The following is a 13,716-nucleotide window of genomic DNA, read 5'->3' as shown; positions in this document are numbered from 1 at the left end:
AAGCCTAAGAATACCACATTTTCAAAACCATTTTCCAGGCGTGACATAAACGGTTCCCTGAATATCTCAGGGAACCGCTCAATGACCATTATTTATCTCGTTTCCTGCGTCGAAGAAGGTCTTCTAATCCATCCAAGATGTCCTCTTCAGAGAGGGCTTTTTCCCGTTCACCAGAAGAATGTTCTTCCGGTTGCGCTTCTTCTTGTTCTGTTGCATCTTCACCGGAATCCACCTCGTTGTTCTTCTCCTGTTTCGGAGGTAAATCTCTCGCGTAGACAATGTCTCCTTCCGTTGTTACATACTTCTTGTTCATATTGCGAATCTCAGGGTCCACAAAGCTGTAGATCACCGGGATAACAAAGAGTGTCAGAAACGTACTGCTGATCAATCCGCCGATGACAACAACTGCCATGGGTTGTTGAATTTCCGCACCTTCCCCGATTCCCAAGGAGAGCGGGGTGACTGCTAAAATGGTACTGATCGCCATGATTAAAATCGGACGGGCACGGTCTCTGACAGATGTAACCAAGGCATCGTAGGCTCTCATTCCCTTTTCTTTTTTCTGATTGGTATAATCGACGAGCACGATGGCATTGTTTATGACGATCCCGGTGAGGACAAGCATCCCTATCAAGGCGACAATGCTCACGGGGGTTTGCGTAATAGTTAGTGCCAGCATCACACCAATGACAAAGAACGGAACCGTAAACATGATCACAAACGGATACTTGAAGGATTCAAATTGTGCAACCATAACAAGGTACACAAAAGTAACCCCCAGCACGAACGCAAGCACCATACTATTAAAAGCATCATCCAGCATCTCCTGGTCTCCGCCTACCACGAATTCGGCCTCGTCATTAAGTTCATAATCGGCTACAACGTCTTCGACAAGCGGGGATATATCCCCCAAATTGTATCCACTGCCGTAGGTAACATCAAATTCAACCGAAGAAACTCCATCCGCACGTTCGATGGTCGCGGGTTCTTCCCCTTCTTCGATATCGGCTACATCTGAAAGAGAAATGCTTTCGCCATCTTCGTTTTGGATCGTAAGCGATTCAAAATTCTCGACGCTTTCCGTGAGTTCGTCCTCGCCACGAACATTCACTTCGTACAGGCTATTTTCATTCGATTGAATGGTGGTCGCTGTTACACCCATGGTTTGGGCGTTGACACTTTCGGCAATTTGAGCCGGGACAAGCCCTTCCTCTCTAGCATCATCCTCATTAATGAGTACCTGCAACTCCGGAGCTGTGTCTTCCAAACTGGTATCCACCTGGTTAATTTCGGTTTCTTCTTCCAGTTCATCTACAAGATCATCCGCCGTTTCCCCCAGACGTTCCCGATCGGGGTCATTAATCGAGAAGACGAAAGTGTTCGGATCTCCCATCGCTGCCTGAGACATCACATTAACATCTATTTCGGCATCTGTATCGATGTTCTCAAGATCACTTTCCACCATTTCCGAGAATTCCATTGAATTCATATCCCGATCGTTCACCGGTACCATGTTAACCATAATCTCGGCAATATGACTTTCTTCACTTAAACCTTCCTCCATGGCACTGGATCCGATCGTGCTCATGTAATGGTCGATTTCAGGATGATCGTCAATTTCTTCTTCGATTTCTGCAACGGTTTCTTCCGTTTGGTCCAATTGGGTGCCAAAGTCATGTTCGACTTCAACCATAAATGATCCTTCATCAGCATCGGGCATAAATTCCAGCCCGGCGGTTGTCAGCCCGTATACGCCAATGACAAAAAAGAACAATGTGAGGGTAACGACAACGAATCGACGCCTGAGCGCCCATTTTGCTCCCTTCTCCACAAAACCGATAAGGCGAGAGTTTTGTTGACGTTCTTCCTCCGTGTTTTCCGATGGCATGCGCAACACTCGACTGGCAATCATCGGTACGATGGTAAGCGCGACAAACAAGGAAGCAAGTATACTAAAGGACACCGCTAAAGCCAAAGGAGCGAATAAGTCTCCAACCAGTCCCGTGATAAATACAACGGGGAGGAAGACAGCGATCGTTGTCAGCGTTGCTGCCGTAATGGCTGTTCCCACTTCTTTGGCCCCTTCATAGGCTGCCTGTTTCGGAGATTTTCGCATCGATAAATGACGATAGATATTCTCGATCACGACAATAGAATTGTCTAACAACATCCCTACACCGAGCGCGAGTCCCCCAAGCGTTAACATGTTTAAACTCATATCCGCAAAATAAAAAAGGGCAAACGTGACAATCAGTGAAAACGGCATGGAAATCCCTATAATAAGCGGGGTTTTCAAATTACGTAAGAAGGCAAAAAGGACAACCATCGCGAGGACCCCGCCGCTGACTAACATGACGGCGACATTATTCACCGCGTCTTGAATAAATTCTCCTTCACTGTAAAGGGTGACGGCCGATAAATCCTCATAAGCCTCCTCTTGCAGCAACTCCGTCATTTCATCATTGAATGCCTGTTCCACTTGCGTCGTATTCGCATCGGACTCTTGCATGACACTGAACTGCATGGCTGCATCCTGGTTCACTCGAGTGATAGCATCTTCATCTTCCGTTGTAAAAGAAATAGTGGCAACGTCATCGAGGGTGATGTCGTCTCCGGTTTCCGGGTCGAGGGAAACAACAAGCTCTTCCAAGTCCTCCCGGTCCGTCAATTCGCTTAATACACGCGTGGTAATATTACGATCTTCATCTTCAACAACGCCCCCGGGAACAGCAACATCATGACCCTGAATCATATCCACAATGTCACTTTGCTCCACATTGGCGTCATCTAACTCGTCCTGATCGAGCGTCACTTCATATAATTCGGTGAGGGAGCCGGCTTCATTGATGTCTGCAACCCCGTCTACTCGGGACAACTCCTGTCGCAGATCCAGCGCGTCATCCTGAAAATCACCAACCTCATCGCCGTTGGCGGAGACGGCGAGCTGGATGCTCGGGAGCATGGAAGGGTCAAATTGAATGAACGACGGTTGTCCGGCATCATCCGGGAGGTTTGCCTGTGTAATTGTCGAAACAATATCTGTTTCAACATCATCAAGAGACGTATCCTGGCTGAATTCCATAATAATAATCGAGGATCCTTCAGCCGATTGGGACTGCATGTCCTCCAAACCGGAAGTAGCGGACAATTCCCCTTCCAGTTCTTCTGTCACATCATTAAGGACCTCTTCCGGACCGGCCCCTTCATAACTTGTCGCCACCGCGGCCACAGGAGCTTCTACTTCAGGAAAAAGGTCAAGTGGCAACCGCGTGAGGGAAACTATGCCGATAATCAAGAATAAGAGCATGATCACAATTGTAAATTTTGGTTTTCGGATCGAAAAATTGGATATTTTCACGTTTCAAGCCTCCGTTTCTAGGTGTATAAGGTAATTTATTGATGTTCAAACTTTTCTTCAACGATCATGTCTTGAAATTTACGCGTAATATCACGAACTTGTCGCAAATCTTCAATCTTCATTTCGGAAAAATAATTTTGGATAATCATTTCTTCTATTTTTTTATATTCACGATGAAGCTCTTCACCGTTTTCTCCTAAAGATAGGCTTATTTCCCGGCGATTTTCCTGATTGATCGAACGGACAATAATGTCTTGTTCTTCCAGTTTATTTAATGCTTGGCTGACGGCGCTCCGAGAAATATCAAAATGTAACGCGATGTCAGAGACAGTCGCGTGTTCATTGGAGAAAATATACATCAACATAGATTCTTGCCTTTTCGTCAAGCTGATGTCGGTGGTGGGTAGCCGGTATTGCTGTGAAACCTTTTGCTCAATTCGTTTTATCATCTCTACAATTTCCTTAAAAATAATTTGATGCTCATGCATGCCCACACCCCTCCATTGTTATGTCCATTCATTGATTATAAACTTAACAATTAATTTATCGAATAATTAACTTTTTACATAGTAACATGTTTACCGGCAGCCATCTATGTTTAGACTTAACGTTTGTGAAGATTTAATGAACAACGGCTTCTGTTGCATCATAGGAAATTTCGAACCTCATTCATAAAGATATTTCGTGAAATTTCAACAATATATGCTCAAATTGTTGAATAAAGGTATAAAAGTGAGTATAATAAATCTCGGTAACTATGAATAAAATGAACTAATCAAATGAAAGGAGTGAATAGATTTGCCTAGTAGAATTATAAAATGGGTAACAGGAGGCCTGGAAGCCCTCTTGGGAATTCCGGTGCTTGGGGGCACGCTGATTATTTCTCTTGTCTGGATCCCCTTAATTGCAATGTTAATTCTTCATATTGTCGGTCTTATCTTCGCTGCTAAAGAGAATCGTCAAAAAACAGGTCACATTCTTGGCATTATAGCTTCTGCAGTTGGCTGGATACCTGGGGCCGGTATGGTTCTTCACATTTTGTCCGCCATTTTTCTTATGATCGAGGCCGGAAAAGATCGATAAGCTACATATCATTAGCAATCTATAGGGAAGGCCAACTGAAGCTACATCCGATGCATGAGTGATGACTGGAAAGAACTTTGCAGTTAGACGAATCAAAAAACAGCCATAAACCCCAATGTATATAGGGTTTCGGCTGTTTTATTTTGACAAAAAGTTCTCGTGTAAATGATCCTTGGATACGCTTTTTCTATCTGCCCAAAAACATTTGCGTCCAGTATCCACCGCCGGGGCCGTCTTGATCAACGTGACCTACGCCGATATGGGTAAAGCCTTCATTAAGAATGTTTTCCCGGTGTCCTTCCGAGTCCATCCACCCCTCCACTACTTGTTCCGGGGTTTGTTGTCCCATCGCGATATTTTCCCCGGCCATCCTAAAATCAACGTCGTACTCATCCATCAAGTCAAACGGAGACCCATAAACAGGGCTCTGATGGGAAAAATAATCGTTATCCCGCATGTCCTCGGATTTCACCGTTGCAACCTCTGCAAGCTCAGTGTCTAATTCCAGGGGAGATAAACCGTTTGCTTCTCTCTCCTCGTTTGTCAGGTTTATAACTTCTTGCTCGTCATTTGTGAGCTCATGGTCGTTTTCTACTTCTTTTTGCTGACCGTCATCCGCTTGCTGTTCTTCTTCATCTTCATCCTGTTGGGGTTCATTTTCTTCCTCAAAATCTTCCCGCGCTTCATCAATCGATTCCTGCAGTTCTTCGAGAAGATCATCAATCGATTCTTTTATCTCTTCAGTTTCTATTGACTGACCTGATTCTCCATTGTTCGTAGTGCATGCTGATAAAACTAAAACCAAAGAGAAAGCTATGAACAATAACTTCCGAATAGTATAACGCCCCTATCCCTTCAGGTTTGTGCGTGCCTTTCTCCCTACGCTTTGTACTTTTTGCAACATATCCCCTGCGTCTTTTGGCTCCTCGTACATGGCTTCAATTCTCATCTATCCGAGGCAAAACAACTTGGTGATACGTTTCGGAAATGCCGTTTCGTATAAACGATTATATCAGAAAAATCGCTTAGAGCGGGGGATGTGCGCAAAATTGAGGACAAGCGCCTGATTAAAAAATGGTAAACTAAGCGAGAATTTTTTTCGTAAAAAACAAAAACCTGCTTTGAACAAGGGGGTAAGAAATTTATTGTACGTTACAGAACTTAGAGCGAGAAAGCTCACTTTTTTAGATGTGGGATGAATCGCTTCTTTCCGGGATAAATAGCGCGACAAACCAAACATGTGTTGGTATCATGAGATTGGGAGGTGAGCATCATATGCCACAATTTCATTAAAACTTGCATTATTAAAACCAACCAAAAACAAAGCATCCATGTATCAAAAAATGACGGAAACAAATACAACGTTCGCTAATTGGTTGCTTGAATGGAAAGATTTAAACAAAGCCACCTCGAATCATTTTAAGTCATTTTCAGATGAAACATTCCCTTCTGCCATTGTAAACCAAACCATAAGAGCGGTTTAATCCAAGAAAAAGCATCAAAAAGCGAAGGTTTTCCATTCTTTTTGGTGTGGATTCAACAATCAAACTTGTAAAATTGAAAAAGAAAATGCTTTGTATAAAATTTCATTTCCTACGTTAGAAAAAAGGGTCGGCGTACCTGTTGTAGCAGAAACATACCAAAAGCATTGGCTGGATAGAATTTTAGAAGGTAAGGCGAAACAAGGCGCTACCGAATTGTACGAAAAGCGTGGCCGTTGGTTTGCTTCTGTAGCGGTTTCTTTCGAACCCGAAAAACCAAAAGTGGGACCACGATCACCGAAGGTGATGGGGGTTGATGTTGGATTAAATAGAATCGTTATTTTTCAAGGGGAATGAAACGGCTTTTGTCCGCAGAAAGTTCGTTTCTATCCGAAGGCAAATGGGAAAAAATAAGTGTTTGAATGCAATCATCAAATCCAAGGACAAAGAGTCTCGATGGATGAAAAATGTCAACCACAAAATCAGCCGTCAAATGGTTGTGTTGCCCAAGCGAACGGTGTTCGTTTGGTTCGAATGGAAGATTTGACCGGTATTAGGCATACGGCAAAATCAAAAAAAGAAGCAGGACGTCATCTTCACCGGTGGTCCCATTATCAATTGCAGCAGTTTATCCAGTATAAAGCTGAAATGGCTGGCATCGTAGTGGAATATGTTGTTCCAAACGACACATCGCAGACGTGTAAGTGCGGACATAAATCCAAAAACAACCGTAACGGCACAACGTTCCGGTGCAAGAAATGTGGGTACGAAACGCATGCAGACTTGAATGCGGTGATCAACATTTCAAAAGCGATTTCGGGTATTTCTGAACCAAAAAACAAAAGAAAGCATCTTAAAACCTGTGTTGTGGTAAAAGCAACACCGCCTGTAAGGTACATATGCACCAAAGGTGCATAGAACGAAACAGGACGAGGGGATGGCACACCTCTGAACTAAAGGCTCGTTCAAAACAGAAATGGATGGAAGGCGTTATAGTACGTGTTAATTTTTTAATTGGACAAGTTTAAATGGGTTTAGCCTGCTTTCCGGATCTAGAGCCTGCTTGATTTTTTCCATCAAAAATAGTGATTCGCCGTGTTCTTCCGCTTGATATTTTTGCTTCCCAATTCCAACCCCATGCTCGCCGGTGCAGGTGCCACCAACAGCAAGGGCGTATTTAACAATTTCTTCGTTTAAAGCGGCAGCGGCTTGAATCTCTTCTTCGTTTCCACGATCAAACATAAGTGTGATATGGTAGTTGCCATCCCCGACATGTCCGGCAATTCCGCCTTCAAACATCGAAGCATCTACAAGCTTGCGCGCGTGTTTGATTGCTCCTGCAAGTTTGGAAATCGGTACACAGACATCGGTAGTCATCATCTTCTTCCCGGGTGCATCGTGGATAAACGCGTAAGCCAAAGTGTGACGAGCCTCCCACAGCTTATTTCTAGCAGCCGTATCTTGTTCGAATTCAATTTCGCTGCACCCATGTTCATTAACGATATCCTTTGTAAATTCAACGTCTTGATTAAGGCCGGCTTCGTTACCGTGAAATTCTAAAAACAGCGTCGGTTTGATCGCATAATTCGTATCGCTGAATGCATTTACCTTTTCAATTGAAGGCTCGTCGACGAGTTCACAGCGGGCGATCTGTATTCCTGCCTGCAGAATTGAAACAACCGCTTCCACCCCATCATCAACAGAAGGGAAAATAGCCCGACCGGCAACGATATGTTCAGGAATGCCGGAGACTTTTATAGTCAGTTCCGTGAAACAGCCAAGCGTGCCTTCTGAGCCAACGAACAGACTGTTTAAGTTATAGCCGGATGAAGACTTGGCCGCAAGGCTTCCGGTATGGATAATTGAGCCATCAGCAAGAACAACTTCGAGATCGCGAACTTGATCACGCATAACCCCGTAACGTACAGAACTTGTGCCACTTGCGTTCGTTGCAGCCATGCCTCCGATTGTGGCATCAGCACCGGGGTCAACAGTGAAAAAGAGTCCGTATTTTTTCAGTTCCTTATTCAATTGGGTACGTGTCACACCTGGCTGGACTTTGACAAGGAAGTCTTCTTCTTTCACTTCAATGATGTCATTCATTTCTGAAAAGTCTATTGAAATTCCATCTTCGGTCGGTATGACATGCCCTTCAAGGCTTGAACCTACCCCAAATGGATATACCGGCCTGCGATAATGTTTTGCGATTTTCATAATTTCACTGACATCCTGCGCATTATAAGGGTACACGACAATTTCAGGTTTTACAGGTGCATGATAAGATTCATCTTTGCTATGCAACTCACGCAGCGTCTCGTTCGTTGTCACTTGCGGTATACTCAATGATTCTTGTAATGATCCAAACGGGCTGGACATACGTTCATCCCTCCAGAACAAAAAATAGGCTTACAATCAGTTGCTTGTTTTACCACAAAATACCCTGCTTAGGTATCATGTGAAAATTGAGTTAAGTTACCTTCGACTCCCATAATTTTAGCTACACAAGATGACCCTAACGTAAATGAAGTATACGCAACATATAATCGAGCAGTCAATACATTTATCAACCTGACTATTCCCTATTAATGTTATATTAGGTTTGATGCATCAAAGTTATAGCAGGATTGAACGTAACAAAGCTGTGTAAAATATAAACGACAGATAAAAATGTAGGTGAGATAAATGACGAAACCGTTTGTACGTCAATTGTTTACCGGAAAAGTCAAGCGAATGGGGGATCCAAATGCGACAAATTCCATGGATAAGCCGTGGGAAAGCGGTATTTTCAAGACAGAAACAGGGAGACGCACTTGGGCAGGCGAAACCGGACTTATAGGGGATGAAATCGCCGATAAAAAAAATCATGGCGGACCGGAAAAAGCCATTTTTGCTTATCCTATCAAGCATTACGATGATTGGAAAAAAGATTTGAATCTGAATACCATTGACATCGGTGGCATGGGAGAAAATTTGGCTGTCGTTGACATGGATGAGTCCTCCGTCTGTATGGGGATACGTACAGACTTGGCGATGCCTTGCTTCAAGTCTCCCAGCCAAGACGCCCTTGTTGGAAACCGGCAAGAAGATTTCGAACCCTGGATCTCGCGTTAAGAATTCAAAACAGCGGCAGAACCGGATGGTATTACTGTGTTTTGCAGGAGGGGTACGTGCGAGCAGGCGTCCACTTGGAGTTGATCGAACGCCCATATCCGGAATGGACTGTAAAATGCATGCAATCAGGTTATGTATATTGATACAAAAAATCTGGAACTGGCCGAGCAGCTGGCTTCCTGCGACTTTTTGGCTCCAATCAAATTTGACACGGAAAATGTACATCTCGGCACAGAGCAAGATCGCATTGAGGAAGCAGAGAAAGCAGGCGTTACATCCGTTCCTGCCTTGATCACTGATGACATACCCCCTCATAAGAGTAGCAAAAAAGATCGATCGGTGCTTTTAAAGGTCATGCAAAAAGAAGAACGCCGAGGGATACGGACAACATGTATAACCTCAACGTTCTTCAGTAGGATTATTGATTAAATCGGCATTAGCGACGAAGTGAACAAGGGATTTTAACATTTCGAAATAAGATTCAAAGTCATTCCTTGGATCCCTGTAGTCACGATGGATTTCCAATTGCATCGCTTCCGTCCGGTAATGATGCCAGCTTTGATAAGTGACTGTTCCTTCCCCGCTTGCAGGGAAATGCTCATTCCTGTTGATGTTGTGCATCTCATTGTTTTCAAGGATATATTGGAGAAGATCCACCCGTTCATCATTAGCGGCCTCCCCATGGACCGTCCCTATTTCCAAGTCGAAATTCCAATTTTCTCCTGCCCCGTGTACATCGATCACGAGGTCCACATCGTATTCCTCAATGATGTCACCGATTTTTTCTTTATACAGACCGCCAAAGACATGATTCGCATCCTCGCCCTCATATACATTATAAATGACATGAGCCCCTGTGAACGCTTGAATCAAAAGCGCGATGGACCCCGTGTAAATTTCCGCATCACGAATTTTTCCATCACGTATATGTGTTGTTGTGTGCGGGGCGGATACTAACACATTGCTGTCATCCGAACCTTCCACAAATGCCGTCTGGCTTTCTGCGTGAATATCACCGGCGTAATCATTTTGGGAAAAACGTTCTTCATACTCAAAAACTTTTTCCTCAAGATCCCCGTTTTCGTATGCTTCTTTTATTTCATTCTTGCCGGAAACGTCAAACGTTTCTTCGTCAAACGATTCATTCCCACATCCAACCATAAGACATATAACCACCAATGTAAGTAATTGTTTGATATGAATCCGTCCTTAAAACGTATGTATGATTACTTTTTGGCTTTCCATGAGCGGGGGGGGGGGGGGGCGGGGCCCATGGCACCCGTGGTAAGCGGCTTCTGCCTCCGCGGGGTGCTTGGGTCTGCCATCGTACCTCTATTCAACGATTTTCCCCTCCGCAGGGTGCATTGAATCTTACCCCCCCAACCAACGTTTTATACGTTCCAGGGATATATTAAACCTGGCTTTCTCCATTCCTTCACAAACCATCATTTCAAGCCGTCTTCCGCTGTTCTTTCCCTTGCTGTTCAGCATCCCATTCTTCATCTGTTGGCGGGTACGTTCGCTTTAATTGAAAAGCGAGCAGTAACGCGATCGCAGTCAAAAGCCCCATCAAACCAAAGGAAACAATTGCACCGAAGATGTCCGGGTAGGCGATGTTCGGGCTTCCGTCACTCACCTGCGCGGTCGTTGTCATTGTAGTCACCAGCACCGCCGTCCCAATCGATGCCGCCATTTGCCGCATCGTATTGGTAACGGCCGACCCATGCGGGATCAGCTTCGGCGGCATCGTGTTCAACCCGGCCGTATTCACGGGCATCATCACCATGGAAAACCCAAACATGCGGATCGCGAACATCACCGCGATAAACGTGAGTGAAGTGGTTGTATCTACGAAAAGAAAAGCAAACGTCGAGATCGTCATCAATATAAGGCCGGGAATCGCGAGTGCCTTTGCGCCGATCCGATCAAAGATGCGGCCCGTAATCGGAGCCATCAATCCGGAAAGCAAAGCACCCGGCAATAATACGAGCCCCGCTTCCATGGCTGTAAATCCGCGCATGTTTTGTAAATACAATGGAATGATTGTCTCTAAACCAATCAATCCCAAAAACCCAATCGAGCAAATGATCGTGGAAAGGGTGAACATTCGCTGTTGAAAAACACGCATTTCCAGCATCGGATGCGCCATGCGAAGCTGTCGCAAAATAAAAATCACGATTGCTACTGTTCCGACAGCCAAAACGGCAAGGGTGATCGGGCTCCCCCATCCGTAATTACCGGCACTCGTAAAGCCGTAAAGCAACCCGCCAAAACCAAGGCTAGATAAAATAATGGATAATGGGTCAACGCTTGGATTTTTACGTTCGGTCACATTCCGCATGATAAAATAGGCCACGATCATCATGATAATGGCTAACGGAAAAATCCCCCAAAATAAAAAACGCCACTCAAAATTGGACGTTACCCAGCCTGAGATTGTCGGTCCGATCGCCGGCGCAAACGAAATAACCAGCCCGATATAGCCCATAGCTGTGCCACGGCGTTCCACTGGAAATATGAGCAGAAAAACCGTTTGCATAAGCGGGAGCATAACGCCTGCGCCTGCGGATTGAATGATACGCGCCATCAGCAATGAAGGGAAGTTGGTCGCCAACCCACCGAGTATAGTTCCGAGGGTAAAAACAGCCATTGCCGTCAAAAAAAGTTGCCGTGTCGTAAATTTTTCAATCAAAAATGCGGAAACCGGAATCATAATCCCGTTGACGAGCATAAACACCGTTGTGAGCCATTGGGCCGTATTCGCGGTAATATTCATTTCTTCCATGATCGGGGGAATAGCCGTGATCATTAACGTCTGGTTCAAAACCGCGATAAAAGAACCGGCAATTAACAGCCCTGCGATCAAAACTCTATTGTAATTTTCATTTGGATTCATAAAGGCCACCACAATTTTTCAGAGACTAATAGGCAATTATACGCCTATATGGACAAATCGGCAATGAAAAGCTGCGTCCGGGAAAAGAATCTCCACGCTTACTGATTGAATGAAATCACGCCAATGTTAACCCGCCATAGGTTAGGGAGTGTGTCATTATGAAACCCCGCCTTGAGATAGCTAGCGAGACGGGTCTTATGGGTCATTCATGTTTGCTCCGCAGCTGTCAGGCACTGACAAATAGGAGCCTCCCCTTTTTTGTTTGGCTTGCGTTCAGCCGGTCTACACCGGATCAAACTTAAATTTTTGTTCGTACGTTCCATAGCTCGGGAAAAAACTGATGGTTGAGTACGTGTTTAAGGTAACCGACCCCGGAGGATCCGCCTGTTCCGGTTTTATTTCCAATAATGCGTTCCACCGTTTTCATATGCCGAAAGCGCCATTGTTGCAATTGGTCTTCCACATCCACCAACTTTTCTGCTAATTCATACAGTCGCCAATGTTTCTCTACATCACGATAGACCTCAAGCCAAGCAGCTTCCACGGAGGGGTCGGCTTCATACGTTTCGGTCACATCCCGGTTTAACATGGCCGGATTAATGGAAAACCCTGCTTTTGCCAATGCCCGGATCGACACATCATACAATCCCGGTTTGTAGAGTGCTTCGCTCAAACGCTTATGTAACGCGGGGTCTTTTTCGTAAATCTCCAGGACGTGGCGGGTCTTATAGCCGAGGGCAAATTCAATCATTCGATATTGATACGACTGGAAGCCGGACGCTTTGCCGAGATAATCACGGAATTCCATATATTCCGCAGGCGTCAATGTGGAAAGGACATCCCAAGCCTGGATCATTTGCGATTCAATGGAGGACACACGAGCCAACATTTTAAAGCTCGCGGACAATTCTCCTTTTTCAATGGCGGCCACAGCCGCATGAAGCTCATGTAAAATCAATTTCATCCACAGTTCCTGTACTTGATGAATTAAAATAAACAACATCTCATCGTGATGCCCCGACAATCGACGCTGGCTTGATAAGAGGCTTTCGAGATCCAAATAGTCGCCGTAAGTCATCTGCTCCCGAAAATCGAGATGGATATCTTCCTCATTCCGATTCTTTTCCGGCATCATGCTCTTCCTTTCCATACAATGGTCTTACCGCCGCCCGTACCGGGCTGCCGTCCGCGTCTGCCAACGGCAATGGCAAAGCGACGAATTCATAGTTCCCGGGGGCCAACCGATCGAGCATTACATTTTCCAAAATGTGAATCCCATGTTCAAAAAGCGCGTGGTGAGCGGGTAATGCCTTACTGTCCAACGGATCGACGGAGGGGGCGTCTATGCCAATGAAACGCACGCCTTTTTCTTTTAATAATACAGCGATGTCCGGCTCCAGATACGGGATTTTTTCAGGAAACCGTTCCCGGTCATTCGGGAGCGACGTTCGCAATAGCACCCGCGGGGGAAACGTTTCCAAATCCAACGCTTCAAAAGCTTTTGGGCCAATACTTTCTTGGCAATGCGTAACATCAATTAAGCGAGCCTTGCCGATAAATACATTGAGATCCAGATCAAGGATGCCGTTGCCTTCGTTATCAAAATGAAACGGGGCATCGACATGCGTGCCGGTGTGCAAACTCATCGCTATCTTCCCGATATTTACCGATCCGCTTCTCTCTTTTGTTACCGCCCGTTCATAGGAAAACGGGGTGTCGTTCGGCCAAGTCGCGATTTTATGATCCAGCGGTTGGGAGATATCGATCCACGTCGTTCCTTTGCCCAA

Annotated in this window: 9 protein-coding genes and 2 pseudogenes; 3 read left to right on the top strand and 8 right to left on the bottom strand. The window is 45.1% G+C overall.

Annotated elements, in window-relative coordinates; translation table 11 throughout:
* Positions 1–88 precede the first annotated feature (88 nt).
* Positions 89–3,358, bottom strand: a complete 3,270-nt coding sequence (locus DT065_RS12300; protein WP_114373833.1) for an efflux RND transporter permease subunit — start codon at positions 3,356–3,358, stop codon at positions 89–91.
* A 35-nt stretch (positions 3,359–3,393) separates the two neighbouring features.
* Complete coding sequence (locus DT065_RS12295) at positions 3,394–3,846, bottom strand: MarR family winged helix-turn-helix transcriptional regulator (protein ID WP_114373830.1); 453 nt, start codon at positions 3,844–3,846, stop codon at positions 3,394–3,396.
* Between the two features lie 304 nt (positions 3,847–4,150).
* On the opposite strand from DT065_RS12295, the gene DT065_RS12290 reads away from it, so the two are divergent.
* The gene (locus DT065_RS12290) at positions 4,151–4,441 is read left to right on the top strand and encodes a hypothetical protein (protein WP_114373828.1); all 291 of its coding nucleotides are present in this window, start codon (positions 4,151–4,153) and stop codon (positions 4,439–4,441) included.
* Positions 4,442–4,628: 187 nt separating this feature from the next.
* On the opposite strand, the gene DT065_RS12285 is transcribed toward DT065_RS12290, so the two are convergent.
* Positions 4,629–5,246 carry a YkwD family sporulation-associated protein gene (locus DT065_RS12285; protein WP_227002582.1) on the bottom strand — a complete coding sequence of 206 codons (618 nt, stop codon included), beginning with the start codon at positions 5,244–5,246 and terminating at the stop codon, positions 4,629–4,631.
* A 526-nt stretch (positions 5,247–5,772) separates the two neighbouring features.
* Here DT065_RS12285 and DT065_RS12280 point away from each other — a divergent pair.
* A pseudogene (locus tag DT065_RS12280) lies at positions 5,773–6,840 on the top strand (RNA-guided endonuclease TnpB family protein).
* An 84-nt stretch (positions 6,841–6,924) separates the two neighbouring features.
* Here the strand turns inward: DT065_RS12280 and DT065_RS12275 are convergent.
* The gene (locus tag DT065_RS12275; protein WP_114373822.1) at positions 6,925–8,298 is read right to left on the bottom strand and encodes an FAD-binding oxidoreductase; all 1,374 of its coding nucleotides are present in this window, start codon (positions 8,296–8,298) and stop codon (positions 6,925–6,927) included.
* Positions 8,299–8,604: 306 nt separating this feature from the next.
* Here DT065_RS12275 and DT065_RS12270 point away from each other — a divergent pair.
* Positions 8,605–9,176 (top strand): annotated as a pseudogene (locus tag DT065_RS12270) (MOSC domain-containing protein).
* Positions 9,177–9,432: 256 nt separating this feature from the next.
* Here the strand turns inward: DT065_RS12270 and DT065_RS12260 are convergent.
* The 4 genes from DT065_RS12260 to kynB all read right to left on the bottom strand — a co-directional run bounded on the left by DT065_RS12260 (position 9,433) and on the right by kynB (position 13,716).
* Positions 9,433–10,194 carry a hypothetical protein gene (locus tag DT065_RS12260; RefSeq protein WP_114373816.1) on the bottom strand — a complete coding sequence of 254 codons (762 nt, stop codon included), beginning with the start codon at positions 10,192–10,194 and terminating at the stop codon, positions 9,433–9,435.
* Between the two features lie 289 nt (positions 10,195–10,483).
* Positions 10,484–11,929 carry a DHA2 family efflux MFS transporter permease subunit gene (locus DT065_RS12255; protein ID WP_114373813.1) on the bottom strand — a complete coding sequence of 482 codons (1,446 nt, stop codon included), beginning with the start codon at positions 11,927–11,929 and terminating at the stop codon, positions 10,484–10,486.
* 298 nt (positions 11,930–12,227) lie between these two features.
* A complete protein-coding gene (gene kynA, locus DT065_RS12250; protein WP_418314553.1) occupies positions 12,228–13,061 on the bottom strand; it encodes a tryptophan 2,3-dioxygenase in 834 nt (277 codons plus the stop codon).
* Entirely contained in the window at positions 13,039–13,716 is a 678-nt protein-coding gene (gene kynB, locus DT065_RS12245) for an arylformamidase (protein ID WP_227002580.1), read from the bottom strand. The genes kynA and kynB overlap by 23 nt, the downstream gene beginning before the upstream one ends.

The sequence above is a fragment of the Salicibibacter kimchii genome (genome assembly GCF_003336365.1).
Lineage (GTDB): Bacteria > Bacillota > Bacilli > Bacillales > Marinococcaceae > Salicibibacter > Salicibibacter kimchii.
Note: the sequence above shows the minus strand (reverse complement) of the source record. Positions and strands in the feature narration are given on the sequence as shown.